Raw genomic sequence first — 22,119 nt, forward strand, 5'->3', positions numbered from 1 at the left:
CGTCGTCTTGTGTCTGGGGCCCGGAACGCCGCTCCAGGCCTGTTCCTCTTGATTTCCCGTGCGACGCGGTAGGCGCGGTCGACGGCAAAGACCCGCCGTGCGCCCTCAGTTCCGCTGCAACAGACCGGTCGCCAGACCGATCACCACCGGGGCCACACCCACGGCCAGAAACGCGGGAAGGAAGCACAGTCCGACCGGTGCGGTGATCAACACTCCCGCCCGCTGGGCGCGTGCCACCGCCGCGCTCGCCCGCTCGGCTCGCATCTCGTCCGCCAACCGGGACACCGGCTCCGCCGCCGGAGCCCCGGTCGCTCCCGCCCGCTCCAGGCAACGGGCCAGCGGCGCGGCACCGGGTATCTCGCCGAACCTCCCCCACGCGTCGGACGGTTCGCCGCCGAGCCGGATCTCGGCGGCTGTGCGGGCGAGCCGCGCACCTACCGGGCCGTCCAGCGATTCACCGACCGCCTCCGCCGCTTCGTGCGGTCCGGCCCCTGCCGACAGACAGGCGGCCAAGAGGTCGGCGACGAGCGGCAACTGAGCGGAGACCGATGCGTCCGCCGTTTTCGCCGCCGTAGCGGCCCGACGCGCCCCTGCGGACCGCTGCCACCTCCATATGCCGTACGCCCCGGCGCAACCGGCGCCGCATCCGACGCCTCCGCCGATGAGGAACCAGCAGGCCGCACCAGCAGCCAGCGAGATGGCCCAGCGCCGCACACCGTCCCGGTCCACGGACCGCGCCGAGGGCGGCCGCGGGTGTCCGCACGCGGCGGAGTGCGTCAGCCGTGCTCCCCGTCGACGCGTCGCGCGCTCCCGCCGTGCCCCCGCCAGAGCGAGCACCGGATACAACGCCGTCCCTATGAGCCCACCTGCCACCACCAGCCGCCGCATCACCTCCGCCGCCCCGGTCATACGGTCTCCCCCGTCCGCACGATCCGAGCGGCCCAGAACAGCCCCGCCCCTTCCGTCAGAGAGCCGGCGACCAGACAGGCGAGGCCGCCCGGGGTGTGCAACAGGACCCGCAGCGGATCGGCTCCCATCGCCGCTCCCAATCCCAGACCCACCATCGGCAACAAGGCCAGCACCACCACCGTCGACCAGGCACCGGCCAGCTGCGCCCGTAGCTCCTCCCGTCCGCGCCGCTCGGCACGGAACGCGTGCTCGATTCGGGCCAGCCCCGTCGCGAGACCGGCCCCGCCGTCCACCGCCACCTTCCAGCAGGCCGCCATCCCGGCCAGTCCTTCGAGGCCCGGTGCCGCGGACGCCTTGCGGAGGGCACCCGGCACGTCACCGCCGAAGCGGGCAGCCGCCAGCACCGCGGCCTCCGCCGTGCCCAGAGCCCCTTGGCCCCGCCCCACGAGGAGCAACGCCTGCCCTGGCTCACGACCGGCCCGCAGCTCCCCGACGAGGTCGGCGCAGAGCGCCGTCACCGCATCGGCCGCGCGCTCACGACTGCGCCGTAAGGCTCGCCGCCGGATCCACCGTCGCGTCAGGGGCAGCGCCAGGGCACCGGCGAGCAACGGCAGCACCGACTCCCCCAGCACCGCCAGCAGGACCGCCACAGGAACGCACAGCCACTCACGGTGTCCGTCGAGACGCGCCCGGACGACGGCCCATGCGCCAAGGACACCGGGTTCACGCGCCACGTGGTCCGCGAACATCGCCCTCGCCCGCCCAGGCCCCGGGTCCCGGGCCACGGCCAGCCCGCCCGTGAGACCCGCGCCCGCTGCCAGGACCAAGGACGACAGAGGCATCGACGGCACCGCCGTCTCCACCACCGTCATGGCGCCGCGCCGATCAACGATTCCAGTCGTTCCCAGCCCCGCTCCGGAGCGAAGCCCCCGCTGCCCCAGCGCAGTGCGGGAACCGTGACCACCAGCCCCGTGTCGTCCCGGCCGAGGACATGCACCTCGGCCAGCCGCCGCTGTCCGCTCCGGTCCCGCACAAGATGGACGACCACCGACAGCGCCGCCGCCAACTGACTGTGCAAGGCGGCGCGATCAAGGCCCGCGGCCGTACCCAGGGCCTCAAGACGGGCAGGTACATGTTCGGCGGCGTTGGCGTGCACCGTGCCGCACCCCCCTTCGTGCCCGGTGTTGAGGGCGGCCAGCAGATCAGCGACCTCGGGCCCTCGCACCTCCCCCACCACGAGCCGGTCGGGGCGCATGCGGAGGGCCTGGCGCACCAGGTCCCGGAGCGTCACCTGCCCCACCCCCTCCTGGTTGGCCGGGCGCGACTCCAGACGGACGACGTGCGGATGATCCGGCCGGAGTTCCGCCGAATCCTCGGCGAGCACGATGCGCTCCCGGTGTCCGACCGCGCCCAGCAAGCTGGACAGCAGCGTCGTCTTCCCCGCACCCGTTCCCCCACTGATCAGGTAGGAGACCCGTGCTTCTACCAGGGCTCGCAGCACCCTGTCACCGCCGGGCGGAAGGGTCCCCGCGGCCACGAGTTCCTCCAGTGCGAAAGCCCGGGGGCGGACCACCCGTAGCGACAGGCATGTCGATCCCACGGACACCGGGGGCAGGACGGCGTGCATCCGTGTCCCGTCCGGCAGCCGCGCGTCCACCCACGGGCGGGCATCGTCGAGTCGGCGCCCGGCCACCGCGGCGAGTCTCCGCGCGAGCCGGCTGACCGCCGCCGCGTCCTGAAAGGTGATCCGGGTCAGTTCCAGCCCGCTCCCGCGGTCCACCCATACCCGGTCGGGCGCGGACACCAGGACATCGGTCACCGCCGGGTCGGCCAGCAACCGCTCCAGCACTCCGGTGCCCACCAGCTCGCCGCGTAACTCCTCGGCCGCTCCGAGCACTTCGGCGTCGCCGAGCAAGCGGCCCTGGGCCCTCAGCGCGGCGGCCACTCCGGCGGGGGTCGGAGCGGCGCCGCTACGGGCCAGTCGTTGCCGCACGGCGTCCAGCAGTACCTCGGTCATGGCGCCCCCGTCCCGAAGGCCGCCGCCACACCGTCGGCACCGCCGGACGTGTCCGCCAGATCCCAGAAGGCCGTACAGAAGCGGGCCAGTGGGCCGCGCGGATCACTCCCCGGCGGCTCCCCTCCGCTCTGGGCCGCTTGGAGGCCCGGTTCCACGGGGAGATCGCCCACCAGAGGCAGCCCCAGTGCTTGAGCGACCCAGTGCTCGTCGAGTCCCACCGCGTAGGGCCCCCGCGCCACGACCCGCAGATCCGGCAGGACCGTACCCACCGCCGAGGCCACCCGCTTGGCCGCGGCGACCGCCCTGAGCTCCCCCGGCACGACCAGAAGACCGGCATCCATCTGCGTCAGAGCCTCGGCCACGCTGTCGTCGACCTTGCGTGGAAGATCGACCACCACGACCCCGCCGAGCCGACGCGCTGCTGCCAGAACGGCCTGCATGGCCTGCGGCGGGACGGACACTTCGTCGTCCCTGCCCCAACTCAGCACGCGCAGGCCGTGCAACGCGGGCAGCGACTCCTCCAGCGCTCCTCCGCCCACCCTGCCTTTGGAACGGGCGAAATCCGGCCACCTCTTCCCTTCGGTTTCCTCAGCCCCGAGCAGGATGTCGATACCGCCGCCCAGTGGGTCGCCGTCGATCAGCATGGTGCGCCGACCGGACCCGGCCGCCGTCACGGCCAGGGCACAGGCCAGCGTGGACGCGCCGGAGCCGCCCCGCCCGCCCATCACCCCGACGGTGAGGGCCGGACGCCCCACGCCTTCCGCGGCATTGGCGATCTGATCGACGAGCCAGCTCTCCGCGTCCGGCAGGCGCAGCACGTATTCGGCCCCGATCTCCACCGCCCGGCGCCAGATGTCCGGGTCGCCCCGGTCGCGGCCGACGAGCATCACACCTCGCCTGCGTACCGTTCCCCGGCACCGGACGGCCGCGTCGTCCCCCACCAGGACCACCGGCGCCCGCTCCCAGCTCCCTCTCGCCGCCGGAGGTCCGTGATGGACTTCGGGCATCGCCCCGGCGGCCGCGCACAGCCTCAGCAGGTCGTCCAGCAAATGTGCGTCCTCGGTCACGATCAACGGACCGCCGCTCAGCTCGCCGGCGCCCGGCAGCACTTCTCGTGTGTTGGTTCCAGCCACGGACTCCGCCCCTTCCCACTGCCCCTTCAGTACGGTTCGCGGTGCTCTCGGGCCCATCCGAGATACGCGATTCCGGAACCCGCGGACTTCGCGGGTGGAATCACCATGCAACGGCGCGGAAAAACATGTGGATCTTGGTCGCAAACTGTGGACACCCTCAGCATTGTGAATATCTCCGTCGCTCATACAGGCGACATTCGGAGCGCACCCCTTCCGCTACACTGCGTGATGGGTGATGCTGGCACGAGAGCACGGCGAGGGACGGCCGGTACGTCCCCGAGCGGAGAGGAACCCCCCGCAAGAAGCGGCACAACCGCATCCGGACATGCGACGACCCCCGCCGGGGGGGAGAGCGGGGGTCGTCCCCACGGCCGACTCGGGGGGGGAGGAGCCGGACCGGGGTTAACACGGTCGCGAACGATCCGTGACTTCCATGGTGTACCCGAGCGCCTTCTCAGGCAAACCCACCCACCGGAGTTTACGCCGAATGGCGGGCCCTTATGCTCAGCTTTGTGGAAAACTGCTTCTCACCGCGCACAGCAGCCTTCTTTGACCTGGACAAGACGGTCATTGCGAAGTCATCGACCCTCGCCTTCAGCAAGTCCTTCTACCAAGGCGGGCTGATCAACCGCCGCGCCGTACTGCGGACCGCGTACACGCAGTTCGTGTTCCTCGCCGGCGGCGCCGACCACGACCAGATGGAGCGGATGCGTGAATATCTCTCGGCACTCTGCAAGGGATGGAACGTCCAGCAGGTCAAGGAGCTGGTCGCCGAGACCCTCCATGACCTGATCGACCCGATCATCTACGACGAGGCCGCCACCCTCATCGAGGAGCATCACACCGCCGGGCGCGATGTCGTCATCGTGTCCACCTCCGGCGCCGAGGTGGTCGAGCCGATCGGGGAACTGCTGGGCGCAGACCGGGTGGTGGCCACGCGCATGGTCGTCGGTGACGACGGCTGCTTCACCGGAGAGGTGGAGTACTACGCCTACGGTCCGACCAAGGCGGAGGCGGTGAAGGCGCTCGCCGCGTCCGAGGGGTACGACCTTTCACGCTGCTACGCCTACAGCGACTCGGCCACCGATGTGCCGATGCTGGAGTCGGTGGGCCACCCTCACGCGGTCAACCCGGACCGAGCACTGAGGCGTGAAGCGACCCTTCGGGAGTGGCCGATTCTCGTCTTCAACCGCCCGGTCCGGCTCAAGCAGCGGCTGCCAAAGTTCTCCATGCCACCGCGCCCCGCCCTGGTGGCCGTGGCAGCGGTCGGCGCGGCAGCCATGGCCGCGGGAATCGTCTGGTACGCCAACCGACGCCGCCCACCGGCGCTCAGCACCTGACAAGGGAAGGCGGGGCCGATCTGCGATGCGGAGCGGCGCGTAGCCCTCATCCGATGCGGCAGCCCGGCCACGGTTCACCCACCTTGAGTGAACGCAGTAGCAAAGAAGCGGAACTGGGCCTTCCGTTGTTGTCGCGTCAGGAGTACAAAGGAATGAGTGGCCCGCGAGACCGAGGACATCCGAGAGGATGACCTTCACGTACAGCAGATGGCCCCACGGACCCAGCATGGAAGCCGAGCACCCACGCGACGTCGACCCGTCGAATACGGGCCGGCCACACCAGGTGACGGGCGATGAACCGACCTGATGGGCACACATCGAGGACGCTTGGTAACTGGGCGGACATGCCGACGGCGGTACCGGAAGCGGTACCGCCGCACTCATCTCTCATGGGGTGCCGCGCCCCCACATCGGGACGGCCGGGCGCGGGACGGAGGGGAGCCCCCTACGCAGCCCCTCGCTGCAGCGCCTCGCAGACGGCGGTCGACTCCCTGACGCCCAGCTCCACGGCGCGCCCGCCGTGGGTGATCCAGGCGGCCATCCCCTCAGGCGTCCCCGAGAGGTAGCCCTCGAAAGCCTTGATGTACGCGGCTCGCCCCTGCTCGGCGTGTCCCACCTCGGCGGGGCAGACGGATTTCGGGTCGAGGCCGCTGCCGATCAGCACGATCCGTTCGGCGGTCCGCGCGACCAGTCCGTTATGCGAGCTGAAGGGCCGTAGGGCCAGCAACTCACCGTGCACGATCGAAGCCGTCACCAGCGCGGGCGCCTCACTGCCCGCGAGAACGAGGCCCGCGAGCCCGTCAAGCCGCCCCGCCACCTCGTCCGCGTCCGGAAGCGGCGCCTCGATCAGGGGTTCCTCGACCGGCTCCCCCGCGAACCGTGGCCTGCCCACAGCGTCGTCGGGCGCCGCACCGCCGGCCGCCACCAGATGCAGTCGCGCCAGGACCCGTAGCGGGGACTGCCGCCAGATGGACAGCAACTGCCCCGCCTCCGCGGTCAGTCTCAGGGCGGCGCCCACGGTGCGCGCCTCCGGGTCACCGCTGAAGTCGGTGCGTCGGCGCACCTCTTCGAGATTCCAGTCGGCACCCGCGAGTGCCGCCGAACCACGCGCGCCACGCAGGGCCGCTTCGGCCGTCACCTCATTGCTGCGGCGCCGCATGACCCGGTGACCGTAGACCCGGTCGACCGCCTTGCGTACAGAGTCCACCGCGTCGGGCACTCCGGGCAGGGAACCCAGAGCGGCGAGCGGATCGGAGGAAGGCGTACTCATAAGGAGCGAGGCTACGCGTCCCTTGGCCGGATACCGCCCGGGAGTGGTCTTCTTCACCCATCATGACTGCGCTACGCATTGAAGCCGCTACCCTAGGTGAACATGAAGATCGCTTTCGTAGGCAAGGGCGGCAGTGGCAAGACCACACTGTCCTCGCTTTTCATCCGACATCTCGCGGCCAACGAGGCTGCCGTCATCGCGGTCGACGCGGACATCAACCAGCACCTTGGGGCCGCACTGGGCCTCGACGAGGAGCAGGCCGCCGCGCTGCCCGCCATGGGGGCGCAGCTACCGCTCATCAAGGACTACCTGCGCGGCAGCAACCCCCGCATCGCCTCCTCCGAGACAATGATCAAGACGACGCCCCCCGGCGAGGGCTCGCGGCTGCTGCGCCTGCACGAGGACAACCCCGTCTTCGACGCCTGCGCGCGCACGGTCCGGCTCGACGACGGGGAGGTTCGGCTGATGGCCACCGGTCCGTTCACCGAGTCCGACCTCGGGGTGGCCTGCTACCACTCCAAGGTCGGCGCGGTGGAGCTCTGCCTCAACCACCTGGTCGACGGCCCGGAAGAGTATGTGGTGGTCGACATGACCGCCGGATCGGACTCGTTCGCCTCGGGAATGTTCACCCGGTTCGACATGACCTTCCTCGTCGCCGAACCGACCCGGAAGGGCGTCTCCGTCTACCGGCAGTACAAGGAGTACGCCCGGGACTTCGGCGTCGCCCTGAAGGTGGTCGGCAACAAGGTGCAGGGCCAGGACGACCTCGACTTCCTCCGCGCGGAGGTCGGCGACGACCTGCTGGTCGGCATCGGGCAGTCGGACTGGGTGCGGACGATGGAGAAGGGCCGGCCGGCCGCCTTCGAACTGCTCGAAGCCGACAACCGGATGGCGCTGCAGGCCTTGCAGAACACCGCGGAGGACTCGTACGAGCAGCGCGACTGGGAGCGCTACACGCGGCAGATGGTGCACTTCCACCTGAAGAACGCGGCGAGCTGGGGCAACGAGAAGACGGGGGCCGACCTGGCTGCCCAGGTCGACCCCTCGTTCGTCCTCGCGGAGCACAGCGCGAAGGCGAGTGCCGCCCAGCCCGCCTGACGGGCGGACGCACTCCGCCGGTCGCGCGCCGGAGGGCACCGGAGCCCGGAGGTGCCGGTGCTACTTCGCGCTCCGGTCGGCCGCCTCACCCGAAGGCCCGGCGGGTACGGGGCTGCTCGTGGCCTTGCCCTGAGTGGCCCCGAGGAAGGCGGGCCAGCCCTGCTCGGGCTTCTGGCCCACCTTCAGCGTGCCGAGGTCGGCGAGCATCGCGGGGTCCTGCGCGTCCAGCCAGTCGGCGAGTTGCCGGAAGGAGACGCAGCGCACCTCCTTCTGGACGCACACCTTTTCGATCGTCTCCTCGATCGCACGCATGTAGGTGCCGCCGTTCCAGGATTCGAAGTGGTTGCCGATGATGAGGGGCGCGCGGTTTCCGTTGTACGCGCGGTCGAACGCCTGGAGGAGCCCGTCCCTCATCTGATTGCCCCAGTAGGCGTGCTGGTCAGGGTCTCCCTGCGTCGTCCCGGACTGGTTGAACATGAAGTTGTAGTCCATCGAGAGCGTCTCGAAATCGCGGCCCGGCACCGGAACGAGCTGCATGGAGAGATCCCAGAGGCCGCCCTTCTTCTTGGGCCACACCTGGTCGCGGACCCCGCTCGAGTCATAGCGGAACCCCATCGTCCGTGCTGCGGCGATCATGTTCTTCTGCCCTTCCAGGCAGGGGGTGCGCGCTCCGACCAGTTCCTTGTCGTAGTCGAAGGGCAGTGGCGCTTCGGCCTTGAGGGTGGGGGTGTTCGTCTTCCAGTTCTGCACGAAGGACTTGGCCTGGCTGATCTCGCTCTTCCACTCCTCGACCGACCAGGTGCCGACGCCTCCGTCCGGTCCGCAGAAGTGGCCGTTGAAGTGGGTCCCGATCTCGTTGCCGTCCAGCCAGGCGGCACGAAGCTCCGTCAGGGTGTCGTGGATGCCCTCCGCGTCGTTGAAGCCGATGTCGGAGCGGCCGGCCGAGTGCTGGGGCGGGTCGTAGAGTGCCTTCTTCTCTTCCGGCAGAAGATAGACACCGCTGAGGAAGTACGTCATGTTCGCGTCGTACTTCTTCGCGACTTCGCGGAAGTGTGAGAAGAGCTTCTGACTGTCCTCTCCGGCACCGTCCCAGGAGAACACCACGAATTGCGGCGGCTTCTGTCCTGGCTTCAACTTTTTGGCCACCGGAAGCTTGGGCTGAGCTCCGGTGAACGCGGTGGAACCGTCACCGATGAGCTTGACCGCCCCCTTGGGCGCCGCGGCCGGGGACCGCTCCTCACCACCGGGCGCGGTCTTCTTCTCCGTTCCGGGGCCACCGGCCTCCGTACCGGAACTCGAGCAGCCCGCCAGCCCCGCGACCAGCGCCATGACCACGGCCCCCAGGGCGATCCTCTTCGTGGCGGCCATCATCCGTCCACCTCTTCCTCGCTGGATTACGTGCGTTGCAGTGCCGACACGGCGCGGTCAAGGTCGCACGGAGAGCGAGTGATAAGTACGACAAGCATGATGAAAAACTGCTTATTCACTGAGACGAGTGAGCTGATCCGCTATCTGCTCGAAAGTATGGACACCTACCTTTACTCGCCATTACGATTCGTTTACCAAGAGTTGAGTTAATCCCACCGTTGCACGCCGACCCACGGCCGCCTTTCCTGCATTCCGCGACCGCGCTGCCCCGGAGGAGACGGGAACATGCCTTCCTGCGCCCCTACTCGCCACGACCACTCCCGCAATTGGCGCCCCTCGCGCGCCTCGGGTTTCAAGCGTCCACACAGCCCGCCGCCACCCGGCGGCCGTCGATACCGCCTCTCAGGCACCGACCTGTCCGCGTCGATCACGGTCTTCCTGATCGCGCTCCCCATGTCCCTGGGCCTCGCCGTCGCCATGGACGCCCCCCTGGCAGCCGGCCTGGTAGCCGCTGTCATCGGCGGTATCGTCGTCGGCCTGCTCGGCGGAGTCCCTCTCCAGGTCAGCGGTCCCTCAGCCGGACTGACCGTGGTGACAGCCGAGCTGATCCAGCTCTACGGCTGGCGCACCACCTGCGCGATCACCATCGCCGCCGGACTCCTGCAGATCCTGCTCGGCTCTCTGCGAGCCGCCCGCGCCGCGCTCGCCGTCAGTCCGGCCATCGTGCACGGCACCCTCGCGGGCATCGGGGTGGCCATCGCGCTCGCCCAACTGCACATCGTGCTCGGCGGCTCACCGCAGAGCTCCGCGCTCGGCAACGCCCTTGCTCTGCCGGACCAGTTCGAGCGATTCAGCCCGGCCGCACCCGCGATCGGCGCGTTGACCATCATCCTTCTCATCCTGTGGCCGAGGCTGCCCGGACGGGTCGGTGCCGGCCTCGGCCGCCTTCCCGCCGCGCTCACGGCCGTGGCGATCGCGACGGCCGTGGCCGCTCCCGCCGCGCCGGGCATCGCCCGCGTCGAGCTTCCCGCCTGGCGGTCTCACGCCTTGCCGGAGATGCCGCACGGCCCCGTCATCGCGCTGGCCACGGCCGTGTTCACCGTCATGCTCGTGGCCAGCCTGGAGTCGCTGCTCGCCGCTGTCGCCGTGGACAAACTGACGGCCGACCGTGCGGCCGCTCCACCCACGGGCCGCTCCGCTCCGACGCCCCTCGCCAAGCGCTCCGACCTCGACCGGGAGCTACGGGCGCAGGGTGTGGCCAACTCGCTGTCGGGGCTGCTCGGTGGACTCCCCGTGTCCGGTGGGGCGGTCCGCAGTTCGGCCAACGTCCGGGCCGGGGCGACGAGTCGCGCGGCCACGGTGCTGCACGGGGTCTGGGTCCTCCTGGCCGCGCTGCTGCTGGTCGGCGCGCTCGAACGCATTCCGTTGGCCGCACTCGCCGCGCTGGTGATGGTCGTCGGCATCCAGATGGTCAACTTCGCCCACATCCGCCAGGTCCACAAGCACCGTGAATTCCCGGTCTACGCGGCCACGATCGTCGGCGTACTCCTGGCCGGGGTGCTCATGGGGGTGGCGATCGGCATCGTCGTGGCGATGGCCCTGGCCCTGCACCGCCTGGCCCGCACCCGGATCACCGTGTCCCAGCGGGACGGCCGGCACGTCGTAACGGCCCGCGGGCAGCTCACCTTCCTCGCCGTACCCCGGCTCAGCAGGACGCTCGGCCGACTGCCGCAAGGGGCGGAGGTGACCGTGGAGTTGGACGGCTCCTTCATGGACCACGCCGCGTACGAAACGATCCAGAGCTGGTGCGCCTCGCAGACCACACTGGGCGGTCGCGTCGAGGTCACAGGGCGCTCCGGCGGCAGAATCGCCGAGCCGGCGTCGCCGGCCGCCCACTCCTGCTGCCGCCCCTGGACCCCCTGGCGCAACCACCACTGCCATGACCGGGCCGCCCCCACCGCCCCGGCCCCACCTCCGCCACCGGACTCCGGGACAGCCGGCTCACCGAGCGTCTCCACGGCCGCCTCGGAGGATCAGCCGGCCGTCCACCGGTTGCTCAACGGCCTCAGCTCTTTTCAGCGCACCACGGCGCCCTTGGTCCGCGAAGAGCTGGCACGGCTGGCCACAGAGGGGCAGCGCCCCTCCCAGCTCTTCCTCACCTGTGCCGACTCCCGCCTGGTGACGAGCATGATCACCGCAAGCGGGCCGGGCGACCTCTTCACCGTGCGGAACGTCGGCAATCTCGTGCCCCCGCCGAAGGCCGGGAGCGGATCCGGTACGGACGATTCGGTGGCCGCCGCCATCGAATACGCGGTGGACGTGCTGGAGGTCGAGTCGATCACCGTCTGCGGGCACTCCGGCTGCGGGGCCATGCAGGCACTCCTCGGTGGCCCGCCCAAGGCCCCGGAGACGCCGATGTGGCGATGGCTCCGACATGGCCTGCCGAGCCTTGAACGTATGAAGTCGCGCCATCACACCTGGGCACGCATCTCCGGCCGGTTGCCCACCGACGCGGTGGAGCAGCTCTGCCTGACCAATGTGGTCCAGCAGTTGGAGCATCTGCGTGAGCACGACTCGGTCGCGCGCAGGGTCGCCGCGGGCACGTTGCGGCTGCACGGCATGTACTTCCACGTCGGCGAGGCACAGGCGTACCTGCTGACCGAGGGTGCCAGTTCCGGGACGGGACCCGACGAGGTCTTCGTTCGGGTCGCCCCCGGTGACCGGCCTGAGCCGCGCTCCCTCTCCGGAACCGGCACACGGCCCTCCGGCAGCGGCGCTTCCGGCCGGGGTTCCGGCACAGATTCCGACGCAGATCCCGGCACCGGCCGGCCGGGCAGGGCAGGCGCCGGAGCGAGCCGGCCGGTCGGCGACGCGGCCGTAGGCGCCTGACGGCCTGAACCTCTCACGCCCTCTGTCCGTGAGACCTTGTGGTCCCGCTTCCGCTGTGGTCCCGCTTCCGCGGCCCACGCATGCGGCAACGGGAGCGGGACACGTGCCCCCATACACGAAACACAGGTCTAAACCAATTCCTGGAAGACACTTGTCACGTGGCCCACGGCCTGATGAGCTGTCCCCCTGGACACAACGGACACCCTGGGAATGGGAGATGTCGTGAGCAACGAAAGCCTGACCGATCTGCTGAGGGGGGAGACGGGCCAGTGAGCGAGCGTCCTTCCATCTCCAACATGCTCAAAGAGGAGCGGCGGTTCACACCGCCTGCCGATCTGGCCGCGAACGCCAACGTGACCGCGGAGGCGTACGAGCGGGCCGAGGCGGACCGGCTGGGCTTCTGGGCCGAGCAGGCCCGGCGCCTGACCTGGGCCACGGAGCCGACCGAGACGCTCGACTGGAGCAATCCGCCCTTCGCGAAGTGGTTCGCGGACGGTGAGCTCAATGTCGCGTACAACTGCGTGGACCGTCACGTCGAGGCGGGCAACGGCGACCGGGTCGCCATCCACTTCGAGGGCGAACCCGGCGACAGCCGCGCCATCACGTACGCGGAGCTGAAGGACGAGGTCTCCCGGGCCGCCAACGCCCTGACCGAGCTGGGTGTCCGAAAGGGCGACCGGGTCGCCGTCTACCTGCCGATGATCCCCGAGGCGGCCATCGCGATGCTGGCCTGCGCCCGCATCGGTGCCGCGCACTCGGTGGTCTTCGGAGGCTTCTCCGCCGACGCCATCGCCGCGCGCATACAGGACGCCGACGCCAAGGTCGTGATCACCGCCGACGGCGGCTACCGCCGTGGCAAGCCGTCCGCCCTCAAGCCGGCCGTGGACGAGGCCGTCTCGCGGTTCGACAGCGTCGACCACGTCGTCGTCGTACGCCGCACCGGCCAGGACACCGCGTGGACCGAGGGCCGGGACGTCTGGTGGCACGAGATCACCGGCCGGCAGTCCGCCGAGCACACCCCCGAGGCGTTCGAGGCGGAGCAGCCGCTCTTCATCCTCTACACCTCGGGCACCACGGGTAAGCCGAAGGGCATCCTCCACACCTCCGGCGGATACCTCACCCAGGCCGCCTACACCCATCACGCGGTCTTCGACCTCAAGCCCGAGACCGATGTGTACTGGTGCACCGCCGACATCGGCTGGGTGACCGGACACTCGTACATCGTGTACGGCCCGCTCGCCAACGGCGCCACCCAGGTGATGTACGAGGGCACGCCCGACACCCCGCACCAGGGGCGTTTCTGGGAGATCGTCCAGAAGTACGGGGTGACGATCCTCTACACGGCGCCGACGGCGATCCGGACGTTCATGAAGTGGGGTGACGACATCCCCGCCAAGTTCGATCTGTCGTCGCTGCGCGTCCTCGGTTCGGTCGGCGAGCCGATCAACCCCGAGGCGTGGATGTGGTACCGCAAGCACATCGGCGCCGACAGGTGCCCGATCGTGGACACCTGGTGGCAGACCGAGACCGGCGCGATGATGATCTCGCCGCTCCCCGGGGTCACAGCGACCAAGCCCGGTTCGGCGCAGCGGGCCCTGCCCGGCATCTCCGCCACCGTGGTCGACGACGAGGCCCGCGAGGTGCCGGACGGCGGGGGCGGCTATCTGGTCCTCACCGAGCCGTGGCCGTCGATGCTCCGCACCGTCTGGGGCGACGACCAGCGTTTCCTCGACACCTACTGGTCACGTTTCGAGGGCACGTACTTCGCGGGCGACGGCGCCAAGAAGGACGAGGACGGCGACATCTGGCTGCTCGGCCGGGTGGACGACGTCATGCTCGTGTCCGGGCACAACATCTCGACGACCGAGGTGGAGTCGGCCCTCGTCTCGCATCCGTCGGTCGCCGAAGCCGCCGTGGTCGGTGCGAACGACGAGACCACCGGTCAGGCCATCGTCGCCTTCGTGATCCTGCGCGGCACGGCCACCGCCTCCGAGGAACTGGTCGCGGAACTGCGCAACCACGTCGGCGCCACGCTCGGTCCGATCGCCAAGCCGAAGCGGGTGCTGCCGGTCGCCGAGCTGCCGAAGACCCGTTCCGGCAAGATCATGCGACGCCTGCTCCGCGACGTCGCCGAGAACCGCGAGCTGGGCGATGTCACCACGCTCACCGACTCGTCGGTCATGGACCTCATCCAGACGCAGCTCCCCGCCGCGCCTTCCGAGGACTAGGGCCGGGTCCGAAGCCGGTCAGCGGGCCTGCCGTACCGCGAAGAGAGCCCGCTGCCCGGCGGCGGTGAGGGGCACCCGGACATGACCGGGTGCCCCTTCGGGCTCTCCGGGGCAGAAACGGACCCGCCACGGGACCCCGCGCGCCGACGGGAACCCGCACGCGGACCCCGCGCGCCGGTTCCCGTGTCGGCGGTACGCCGTCGGCAAGCACCCGACCCGGAACGGTGTCCGGATGCGGCGTCGGGCACGTCGCGGGCGAAGGGCAACGGATCCGGATAGCGTTTTGGGTGCCCCGGGTAGAGTGGAGACTTCGTCGGCGGACCACGTCGGCACTCAGCGACAACTGCATACGACATCTCCACAGGGGCGCCGGGAAGTCTGGTCGGCACGTGCATTCGCCATGCCATCGTTGCCGTATCCCCTCCGGAGGTCCCCCTCGTGGCCGCGCCCCTTCCGCCTTCCCCCCGCCGCACCTTTCTGGGCCGCCTCCCCTTGCCGGAGCGCACCTACGTCACCGACGCCCTGCGCACGGAGACGGTCGGCGGGGTCATCCTGCTGGTCGCCGCCATCGCCGCCCTGGTCTGGGCGAACACCAACGGCTCCGGTTACGCGGCCGTGAGCCACTTCCACATCGGCCCCGAGGCGCTGGGCCTGAACCTCTCCGTGGCCCACTGGGCCGCCGACGGACTGCTCGCCGTCTTCTTCTTCGTCGCGGGCGTCGAACTCAAACGCGAACTCGTCGCGGGCGAACTCCGCGACCCCAAGGCGGCCGTCCTGCCCGTGGCGGCCGCCCTGTGCGGCATGGTGGCGCCCGCGCTGGTCTACACCCTGACCGTCGTCCTGGGCAACGGTTCGACGGCCGGCTGGGCCGTCCCCACGGCCACCGACATCGCGTTCGCCCTCGCCGTCCTCGCGGTCATCGGGACATCGCTGCCGTCGGCGCTGCGCGCGTTCCTGCTGACCCTCGCCGTCGTCGACGACCTGTTCGCGATCCTCATCATCGCGGTCTTCTTCACCGACTCCCTCGACTTCCTGGCCCTGGGAGGCGCCCTCGCCGGGCTCGTCGTCTTCTACGTACTGCTGCGCGCCGGTGTCCGGGGCTGGTACATCTATGTGCCGCTCGCCCTGGTGATCTGGGGCCTCATGTACAACAGCGGCGTCCACGCCACCATCGCCGGTGTGGCCATGGGCCTCATGCTCCGCTGCACCCGGCGTGAAGGGGAGACCCAGTCTCCCGGTGAGCGCCTGGAGCATCTGGTACGCCCCCTGTCGGCAGGCATCGCGGTCCCGCTGTTCGCGTTGTTCGCGGCCGGCGTCACGCTCAAGGGCGATGCCCTGGCAGGTGTGTTCACCCGGCCCGAGACGCTCGGGGTGGTTCTCGGCCTGGTGGCGGGCAAGACCCTCGGCATCTTCGGCGGCACCTGGCTCGTCACCCGGTTCACCAAGGCGGAACTGAACAAGGAGCTGGCCTGGGCCGACCTCTTCGCCGTCGCCACGCTGGCCGGGATCGGCTTCACCGTCTCGCTCCTCATCGGAGAGCTCGCCTTCGCGGGGGACGAGGACACGGTCAACGAGATCAAGGCCGCCGTTCTGATCGGTTCGCTGATCGCCGCCGTACTCTCCGGTGTACTGCTGCGACTCCGGGTACGGAGATACAGAGCGCTGTCGGAGGAGGAGGAACTCGACGAGGACGCCTCGGGCGTCCCCGACGTCTACGAACAGGGCGATCCCGAGTACCACCGCCGCATGGCCGCGATCCACGAGGAGAAGGCGGCCGAGCACCGGCGCCTTGCCGAAGAGGCGGGGGCAGCGCGCGGCAAGCCCGACAGTCCGGCATGATCGGACATCGGATGTACGGATGAGGAGAGGGAGTCAGGGATGAGCGACCCCAGCAACTACCCGGGCAGCACCGACCGCAGCCTCGGTCAGCTGTTCGCGTCAGCCACGGCCGAGATGTCGGCGCTCGTGCACGACGAGATCGCCCTGGCCAAGGCCGAGATGCGACAGGACGTCAAGCGGGGCGTGATCGGGAGCTCTTCGGCCATCGTCGCCGGTGTGCTGCTGCTCTTCTCGCTCCCGATGCTGAGCTTCGCGGCGGCCTACGGCATCCACAACCTCGGTCTGGGGCTCGCCTGGTCGTTCCTGATCGTGTGGGGCGGGTTCACCCTGCTGGCCGTCCTGATCGGCCTCTTCGGGGTCGCCAAGCTCAAGAAGGTCAAGCCGCCGCAGAAGTCCATCGCCTCGGCCAAGCAGACCGCCTCCGTCCTCCAGGGCGTCAAGCCCCACCCCCGCGCCACCCTGGCGGGCGAGCTGGACCACGGCGGCAGCACACTCCCGGACAAGGCCATCGAGAACCGTCCGGTTCAGGACAAGGCATCCGCTGTGGCACGCTCGTCCACATGACCGACCCCGATCACAGCGCTTCTCCCGGCCCCGTCGGACCGCTCGGCCCGGCCGCCGGCACCGGCGGGCCCGTACGCATCGAGGGGCCCTGGACCCACCGCGATGTGGCGGCGAACGGCGCCCGCTTCCACATCGCGGAGCTCGGCGACGGGCCGCTGGTGCTGTTGCTGCACGGCTTTCCGCAGTTCTGGTGGACCTGGCGCCACCAGCTGACCGCGCTGGCCGACGCCGGGTACCGCGCGGTCGCGATGGACCTGCGCGGGGTGGGCGGCAGCGACCGCACGCCGCGGGGCTACGACCCCGCCAATCTGGCGCTGGACGTCACCGGTGTGATCCGGTCGCTGGGCGAGCCGGACGCGGCGCTGGTCGGACACGACATGGGCGGCTATCTCGCCTGGACCGCCGCCGTGATGCGGCCGAAGCTGGTCCGCCGGCTCGTGGTGTCCTCGATGCCGCACCCACGACGCTGGCGCTCCTCGATGCTGTCCGACTTCGCGCAGTCCCGGGCCAACTCCCACATCTGGGGATTCCAGCGGCCGTGGGTGCCGGAGCGTCAGCTCGTCGCGGACGACGCCGCCTTGGTGGGGCGGCTGATCCGGGACTGGTCGGGGCCGCGTACCCCGGAATTCCCCGACGACAAGACGGTCGACGTCTACCGGCGGGCCATGTGCATCCCCTCGACGGCGCACTGCTCGATCGAGCCCTACCGCTGGATGGTGCGTTCCCTGGCCCGTCCGGACGGGGCCCAGTTCAACCGGCGGATGAAGCGGCCGGTGCGGGTGCCCACGCTGCACCTGCACGGTTCACTCGATCCGGCGATGCGCACCCGGAGTTCGGCGGGGTCCGGTGAGTACGTGGAAGCGCCGTACCGATGGCGACTTTTCGACGGTCTGGGCCACTTCCCGCACGAGGAGGATCCGGACGGGTTCTCGACCGAACTCGTCAACTGGCTCAAGGATCCTGAGCCTGACCGCTGATCTGAGCGAACGCGCGTCCGACGAACGCCAATTGCCTGGCGCATAAGCCAATTGGCTGACTCCCTCACGATTACCGACCATGGGTCAGGGGCAGACGTCGGGGTATGGGCTGGACGCGCGACTTCAGTGACGCAGCACGCAACCGCCGCTCGACCGCTCCTGCTGGTCCGAGCATTCATGAGGGGGGCGGCTCCCGGAGCCGGGTGCACGATATGAGCGATTTCCATGATCTCCGGCTGGGCATTCCCCGCATTCTCCACCGCCGGGCGCGATGGTTCTCGGCGCGGCTCCGCCATCCCCGTGGATGAGGGCATGACGCACTGATCCGGCGCCCGTGAGCAGCGGCCGCCCGATCGCCCCGGTCTCTCCGGGGCTCCCTTCCCGAACGGTCCGGCCCCTCTCGTACGTACGAGAGGGGCCGGTTCCTACGTGCGTGCGCCGGGGACAGGGCCGGCTCGCGGGGCGCCGCTCAGAGCGCGCATCCCTGGCTGTCGACCTGCTGGGCCGCCGACTTGCCCAGGTCGATGTCCTGACGGATCTCGTCGGCCGTCAACGCGTAGCCCGTGTCCGGGTCGTCGAGGGACTTGGCGAACACCACGCCGTACACCTTGCCCTCCGGGGTGAGCAGCGGTCCGCCGGAGTTGCCCTGGCGCACGGTCGCGAACAACGAGTACACGTCGCGCCGCACGGTGCCCCGGTGGTAGATGTCCGGGCCGTCGGCGTCGATGCGGCCACGGATGCGGGCGGAGCGTACGTCGTAGGCGCCGTTCTCCGGGAAGCCCGCGACGATCGCGCTGTCGCCGCTCTCCGCGTCGTCGTCCGCGTCGGTGAAGCGCAGCGGTTTCGCGTCCAGGTCCGGGACGTCCAGTACGGCGATGTCGCGCTGCCAGTCGTAGAGGACGACCTTCGCGTCGTAGAGGCGGCCCTCGCCACCGATCTGGACGGTGGGCTCGTCGACACCGCCGACCACATGGGCGTTGGTCATGACCCGCCGGTCGGAGAAGACGAAGCCGGTCCCTTCGAGGACCTTGCCGCAGCCCGGCGCCGTGCCGACGACCTTGACGATGGACTTCTTCGCGCGGGCGGCGACGGGGCTGCCCTCCAGCGCCGGGTCCGGGGGTTTGACCTCGGTGATGGGCTCGTTGGCGAAGGGGCTGAAGACCTGCGGGAAGCCGTTCTGCGCGAGGACGGAGGAGAAGTCCCGGAACCAGTTGGACGCCTCGCTCGGCATGACGCGGGAGACACCGAGCAGCACCGAGGAGTTGCGGACCGCCTTGCCGAGGGTCGGCAGGGAGGTACCCGCCAGCAGCAGGCCGATCAGCCAGGCAACCAGCAGCATGGCCACCACGTTGACCAGCGCGCCTCCGGTGGCGTCCAGGGCGCGCGCGGGCGACCACGTGATGTACCGGCGGAGCCGGTTGCCCAGGTGCGTGGTGAGGGCCTGGCCCACGGAGGCGCACACGATCACGATCACCACGGCGACGATGGCGGCGGTGGACGAGACCTCCGACCCGTCGGTCATCCGGTTCCAGATCACCGGCAGCAGATAGACGGCCGCCACACCGCCGCCCAGGAACCCCACGACGGACAGGATGCCGACGACGAAACCCTGGCGGTAGCCGATGACCGCGAACCACACGGCGCCGACGAGCAGCAGGATGTCCAGCACGTTCACCGTCTATAGCCTCGCAGATTCGTCACCTGGCCCGTCCGGTTCGACGGGGTCCGGGCCAGGCCCGGAACAGCGCAGCAGGGGAGGTCAGCCTGTCATGCGCGCCAGTCGAGCGGCACCTGCTTGTTCCTGTCCCACGGGCGTTCCCAGCCCGCGTAGTGCATGATCCGGTCGATCACACCGGCCGTGAAACCCCACACCAGCGCGGATTCGACCAGGAACGCCGGGCCTCGGTGGCCGCTGGGATGGACGGCCGTGACCCGGTTCGCCGGGTCCGTGAGATCCGCCACGGGGACGGTGAAGACCCGCGCGGTCTCCGCCGGGTCGACCACGTCCACCGGGCTCGGTACGCGCCACCAGCCGAGCACCGGGGCGACGACGAAGCCGCTCACCGGGATGTAGAGCCTGGGCAGCACGCCGAAGAGCTGGACGCCGCTCGGGTCGAGACCGGTCTCCTCCTCGGCCTCGCGCAGCGCCGCCCGGAGCGGTCCGGTGGTCGCGGGGTCGCCGTCCTCCGGGTCGAGCGAGCCCCCGGGGAAGGAGGGCTGGCCGGCGTGGGAGCGCAGGGAGCCGGAACGCTCCATCAGGAGCAGCTCGGGGCCGCGCGCGCCCTCGCCGAAGAGGACCAGTACGGCGGACTGGCGTCCCGCGCCGCTCTCCGGCGGCAGGAACCGGCTCAGCTGCTGGGCCCGGACGCTGCGCGCCGCCTGGGCGACGGGGTCGAGCCAGCCCGGCATGCCGTCCGTGGTGAGGGTGATCGAGCTGTCCTGGGACGTGTCCGTGCCTCCGGTGGCCGCCGGTGCGGCGTGTGCGCCCTGTGCGTGCGTCGTGCTCTGTGCGTACGTCATCGGCACCCCCGTCGTTCCAACGCCTGCCGTCTGCCATTTCGTTCCGGACGGCGCCGCCCGTGCCACCACCGGGTGCCCCTCATCCGGCGCCCAGGGGCGGGGCGGGGCGCCCCGGGTAGTCCGGGGGCGGGCTGAGCCGCTGGCCCGGATACCCGCCCAGCTCGTACTTCAGGAGCTTCTTCGCCTTCTCCGGGTCCGTCTCGCCCTCCCCGTACGCCGGGCAGAGCGGGGCGATCGGGCAGACGCCGCAGGCGGGCTTGCGGGCGTGGCAGACGCGGCGGCCGTGGAAGATCACCCGGTGCGAGAGCATCGTCCACTCGCTCTTGGGGAAGATCGCGGCGACGTCGGCCTCGACCTTCACCGGGTCCTCCTGTTCGGTCCACTTCCAGCGGCGGACGAGCCTGCCGAAGTGGGTGTCCACGGTGATGCCCGGTACACCGAACGCGTTACCCAGAACGACGTTGGCCGTCTTGCGGCCCACCCCGGGCAGCTTCACCAGGTCCGCCAGGCGCCCCGGGACCTCACCGCCGAAGTCGTCCCGCAAGGACGCCGACAGCCCCGCCAGGGAGCGCGCCTTCGCCCGGAAGAAGCCGGTCGGCCGGATCAGCTCCTCCAGCTTCTCCGGATCGGCGGCGGCCATGTCCTCGGGAGTCGGATAGGCGGCGAACAGCGCGGGCGTGGTCTGGTTGACCCGCAGATCGGTGGTCTGCGCGGAGAGCACCGTGGCCACCAGCAGCTCGAAGGGATTGCGGAAGTCCAGCTCGGGATGGGCGTAGGGGTAGATCTCCGCGAGCTCGCGGTTGATCCGGCGGGCACGGCGCACCATCGCGAGATGCGATTCCGGCTTGGCCGGCCTCTTCGCCGGACGGGTCGCACCGGACGCTTCCGCCCCACCGGGTGTCACCGCTGTGCGCCCGCCCGTGCGTGCCGAGCCGCTCGCGGCCGGACGCGAGGGGCCTTCCGCGGCCTTCTCGCGACGCCGCGCAGGCTGTTCGCCCACAGCGGAACTCTTTTCTTCGGACACCCCATCAGCCCCTTTGGCCTGCGCTCTCACCGGCGTTGCGGACACTCGGCCAGCCTAGAGCCCACCACTGACATCTGGGCCGGTCATCGCCTTTCCACGCCCGATCGGCCCCCTGCCGTAGGGTCCGGCACGCCCGTGCGTCAAACTGGTTTGTGATTGATCGCACTGTTTTACCGTCCTGCATCATGGGGACCACGCTTCCCTGAACAGGCCGACAAGGAGAGAACTCGTGGACGACGTTCTGCGGCGCGCCCCGCTTTTCGCGGCGCTCGATGACGAGCAGGCCGCGGAGCTCCGCGCCTCGATGAGTGAGGTGACCCTCGCACGCGGTGACGCGCTGTTCCACGAGGGCGACCCCGGCGACCGGCTGTACGTGGTCACCGAGGGCAAGGTGAAGCTCCACCGCACCTCCCCGGACGGCCGGGAGAACATGCTGGCCGTCCTCGGCCCCGGAGAGCTGATCGGTGAGCTGTCGCTCTTCGACCCGGGACCGCGCACCGCGACCGCGACCGCCCTCACTGAGGTCAAGCTCCTGGGTCTGGGCCACGGCGACCTCCAGCCCTGGCTGAACGCACGCCCCGAGGTGGCCACCGCCCTGCTGCGCGCCGTCGCCCGCCGGCTGCGCAAGACCAACGACCAGATGTCGGACCTGGTCTTCTCCGACGTCCCGGGCCGCGTCGCCCGAGCACTCCTGGACCTGTCGCGCCGCTTCGGCGTCCAGTCCGAGGAGGGCATCCACGTCGTCCACGACCTGACCCAGGAAGAGCTGGCCCAGCTGGTCGGCGCCTCCCGCGAGACGGTCAACAAGGCGCTCGCGGACTTCGCGGGCCGCGGCTGGCTGCGTCTGGAAGCGCGCGCCGTGATCCTGCTGGACGTCGAGCGGCTGGCGAAGCGGTCCCGCTGAGCCGGACACCCCGCCCGCGCACGCGTTCTCAGGCCCCAC

18 protein-coding genes are annotated in these 22,119 nt (G+C 70.3%); 9 read left to right on the forward strand and 9 right to left on the reverse strand.

The genetic code is table 11. From position 1 onward, the window contains the following. Positions 1-105 precede the first annotated feature (105 nt). Genes B9S64_RS14705 through ssd form a run of 4 tightly spaced genes read right to left on the reverse strand, consistent with a single transcriptional unit; the run spans position 106 to position 3,993 of the window. On the reverse strand, positions 106-909 hold the full coding sequence (locus B9S64_RS14705) for a type II secretion system F family protein (RefSeq protein WP_103491314.1): 804 nt from the start codon (positions 907-909) through the stop codon (positions 106-108). Next, on the reverse strand, positions 906-1,751 hold the full coding sequence (locus B9S64_RS14710; RefSeq protein WP_103491347.1) for a type II secretion system F family protein: 846 nt from the start codon (positions 1,749-1,751) through the stop codon (positions 906-908). The genes B9S64_RS14705 and B9S64_RS14710 overlap by 4 nt, the downstream gene beginning before the upstream one ends. Before the next feature lie 26 nt (positions 1,752-1,777). After that, positions 1,778-2,926: a TadA family conjugal transfer-associated ATPase gene (locus B9S64_RS14715; RefSeq protein ID WP_103491315.1), complete on the reverse strand. Its 1,149-nt coding sequence runs from the start codon at positions 2,924-2,926 to the stop codon at positions 1,778-1,780. Then, complete coding sequence (gene ssd, locus B9S64_RS14720) at positions 2,923-3,993, reverse strand: septum site-determining protein Ssd (RefSeq protein ID WP_258037853.1); 1,071 nt, start codon at positions 3,991-3,993, stop codon at positions 2,923-2,925. The genes B9S64_RS14715 and ssd overlap by 4 nt, the downstream gene beginning before the upstream one ends. A 566-nt stretch (positions 3,994-4,559) precedes the next feature. Here ssd and B9S64_RS14725 point away from each other — a divergent pair. Continuing rightward, the gene (locus B9S64_RS14725) at positions 4,560-5,399 is read left to right on the forward strand and encodes an HAD family phosphatase (RefSeq protein ID WP_103491317.1); all 840 of its coding nucleotides are present in this window, start codon (positions 4,560-4,562) and stop codon (positions 5,397-5,399) included. Between the two features lie 445 nt (positions 5,400-5,844). Here the strand turns inward: B9S64_RS14725 and B9S64_RS14730 are convergent, their stop codons facing one another. Continuing rightward, complete coding sequence (locus tag B9S64_RS14730; protein ID WP_103491318.1) at positions 5,845-6,669, reverse strand: oxidoreductase; 825 nt, start codon at positions 6,667-6,669, stop codon at positions 5,845-5,847. A gap of 102 nt (positions 6,670-6,771) precedes the next feature. Between B9S64_RS14730 and B9S64_RS14735 the strand changes: the two genes are divergently transcribed. Next, complete coding sequence (locus B9S64_RS14735; protein ID WP_103491319.1) at positions 6,772-7,767, forward strand: ATP-binding protein; 996 nt, start codon at positions 6,772-6,774, stop codon at positions 7,765-7,767. Between the two features lie 60 nt (positions 7,768-7,827). Here B9S64_RS14735 and B9S64_RS14740 read toward each other — a convergent pair whose 3' ends face one another. Next, the gene (locus tag B9S64_RS14740) at positions 7,828-9,138 is read right to left on the reverse strand and encodes a hypothetical protein (RefSeq protein WP_103491320.1); all 1,311 of its coding nucleotides are present in this window, start codon (positions 9,136-9,138) and stop codon (positions 7,828-7,830) included. A 282-nt stretch (positions 9,139-9,420) separates the two neighbouring features. Between B9S64_RS14740 and B9S64_RS14745 the strand changes: the two genes are divergently transcribed. From B9S64_RS14745 to B9S64_RS35040, 6 genes are all read left to right on the forward strand, one after another. Next, positions 9,421-12,024 (forward strand): SulP family inorganic anion transporter, encoded by a 2,604-nt coding sequence (locus B9S64_RS14745; RefSeq protein WP_103491321.1) that lies wholly within the window; start codon positions 9,421-9,423, stop codon positions 12,022-12,024. A 296-nt stretch (positions 12,025-12,320) separates the two neighbouring features. Beyond that, the gene (gene acs / locus B9S64_RS14750; RefSeq protein WP_103491348.1) at positions 12,321-14,252 is read left to right on the forward strand and encodes an acetate--CoA ligase; all 1,932 of its coding nucleotides are present in this window, start codon (positions 12,321-12,323) and stop codon (positions 14,250-14,252) included. A gap of 438 nt (positions 14,253-14,690) precedes the next feature. After that, a complete protein-coding gene (nhaA, locus tag B9S64_RS14755) occupies positions 14,691-16,091 on the forward strand; it encodes a Na+/H+ antiporter NhaA (protein ID WP_103491322.1) in 1,401 nt (466 codons plus the stop codon). Between the two features lie 39 nt (positions 16,092-16,130). Then, entirely contained in the window at positions 16,131-16,655 is a 525-nt protein-coding gene (locus B9S64_RS14760) for a phage holin family protein (RefSeq protein WP_103491323.1), read from the forward strand. After that, entirely contained in the window at positions 16,652-17,632 is a 981-nt protein-coding gene (locus B9S64_RS14765) for an alpha/beta fold hydrolase (protein WP_103491324.1), read from the forward strand. The genes B9S64_RS14760 and B9S64_RS14765 overlap by 4 nt, the downstream gene beginning before the upstream one ends. A gap of 104 nt (positions 17,633-17,736) precedes the next feature. Further along, complete coding sequence (locus B9S64_RS35040; RefSeq protein ID WP_078492625.1) at positions 17,737-17,940, forward strand: hypothetical protein; 204 nt, start codon at positions 17,737-17,739, stop codon at positions 17,938-17,940. Positions 17,941-18,101: 161 nt separating this feature from the next. Here B9S64_RS35040 and B9S64_RS14775 read toward each other — a convergent pair whose 3' ends face one another. The 3 genes from B9S64_RS14775 to nth all read right to left on the reverse strand — a co-directional run bounded on the left by B9S64_RS14775 (position 18,102) and on the right by nth (position 21,152). Beyond that, positions 18,102-19,307 (reverse strand): MarP family serine protease, encoded by a 1,206-nt coding sequence (locus tag B9S64_RS14775; RefSeq protein WP_103491325.1) that lies wholly within the window; start codon positions 19,305-19,307, stop codon positions 18,102-18,104. 92 nt (positions 19,308-19,399) lie between these two features. After that, a complete protein-coding gene (locus B9S64_RS14780; protein ID WP_103491326.1) occupies positions 19,400-20,152 on the reverse strand; it encodes a CoA pyrophosphatase in 753 nt (250 codons plus the stop codon). Positions 20,153-20,231: 79 nt separating this feature from the next. Continuing rightward, positions 20,232-21,152: an endonuclease III gene (gene nth, locus B9S64_RS14785; RefSeq protein ID WP_103491327.1), complete on the reverse strand. Its 921-nt coding sequence runs from the start codon at positions 21,150-21,152 to the stop codon at positions 20,232-20,234. Between the two features lie 253 nt (positions 21,153-21,405). On the opposite strand from nth, the gene B9S64_RS14790 reads away from it, so the two are divergent. After that, positions 21,406-22,080 carry a Crp/Fnr family transcriptional regulator gene (locus B9S64_RS14790; RefSeq protein ID WP_014046869.1) on the forward strand — a complete coding sequence of 225 codons (675 nt, stop codon included), beginning with the start codon at positions 21,406-21,408 and terminating at the stop codon, positions 22,078-22,080. Positions 22,081-22,119 lie beyond the last annotated feature (39 nt).

The sequence above is a fragment of the Streptomyces sp. SM18 genome (assembly GCF_002910775.2).
Taxonomy (GTDB): Bacteria; Actinomycetota; Actinomycetes; order Streptomycetales; family Streptomycetaceae; genus Streptomyces; species Streptomyces halstedii.

Excerpts from the sequence above, each read along its gene's own strand:
- B9S64_RS14705 (WP_103491314.1), bottom strand. The coding sequence starts at position 909 with ATGACCGGGGCGGCGGAGGTGATGCGGCGGCTGGTGGTGGCAGGTGGG.
- B9S64_RS14710 (WP_103491347.1), bottom strand. The coding sequence starts at position 1,751 with ATGCCTCTGTCGTCCTTGGTCCTGGCAGCGGGCGCGGGTCTCACGGGC.
- B9S64_RS14715 (WP_103491315.1), bottom strand. The coding sequence starts at position 2,926 with ATGACCGAGGTACTGCTGGACGCCGTGCGGCAACGACTGGCCCGTAGC.
- B9S64_RS14725 (WP_103491317.1), top strand. The coding sequence starts at position 4,560 with ATGCTCAGCTTTGTGGAAAACTGCTTCTCACCGCGCACAGCAGCCTTC.
- B9S64_RS14730 (WP_103491318.1), bottom strand. The coding sequence starts at position 6,669 with ATGAGTACGCCTTCCTCCGATCCGCTCGCCGCTCTGGGTTCCCTGCCC.
- B9S64_RS14735 (WP_103491319.1), top strand. The coding sequence starts at position 6,772 with ATGAAGATCGCTTTCGTAGGCAAGGGCGGCAGTGGCAAGACCACACTG.
- B9S64_RS14740 (WP_103491320.1), bottom strand. The coding sequence starts at position 9,138 with ATGATGGCCGCCACGAAGAGGATCGCCCTGGGGGCCGTGGTCATGGCG.
- B9S64_RS14745 (WP_103491321.1), top strand. The coding sequence starts at position 9,421 with ATGCCTTCCTGCGCCCCTACTCGCCACGACCACTCCCGCAATTGGCGC.
- acs (WP_103491348.1), top strand. The coding sequence starts at position 12,321 with ATGCTCAAAGAGGAGCGGCGGTTCACACCGCCTGCCGATCTGGCCGCG.
- B9S64_RS14760 (WP_103491323.1), top strand. The coding sequence starts at position 16,131 with ATGAGCGACCCCAGCAACTACCCGGGCAGCACCGACCGCAGCCTCGGT.
- B9S64_RS14765 (WP_103491324.1), top strand. The coding sequence starts at position 16,652 with ATGACCGACCCCGATCACAGCGCTTCTCCCGGCCCCGTCGGACCGCTC.
- B9S64_RS35040 (WP_078492625.1), top strand. The coding sequence starts at position 17,737 with ATGGGCTGGACGCGCGACTTCAGTGACGCAGCACGCAACCGCCGCTCG.
- B9S64_RS14780 (WP_103491326.1), bottom strand. The coding sequence starts at position 20,152 with ATGACGTACGCACAGAGCACGACGCACGCACAGGGCGCACACGCCGCA.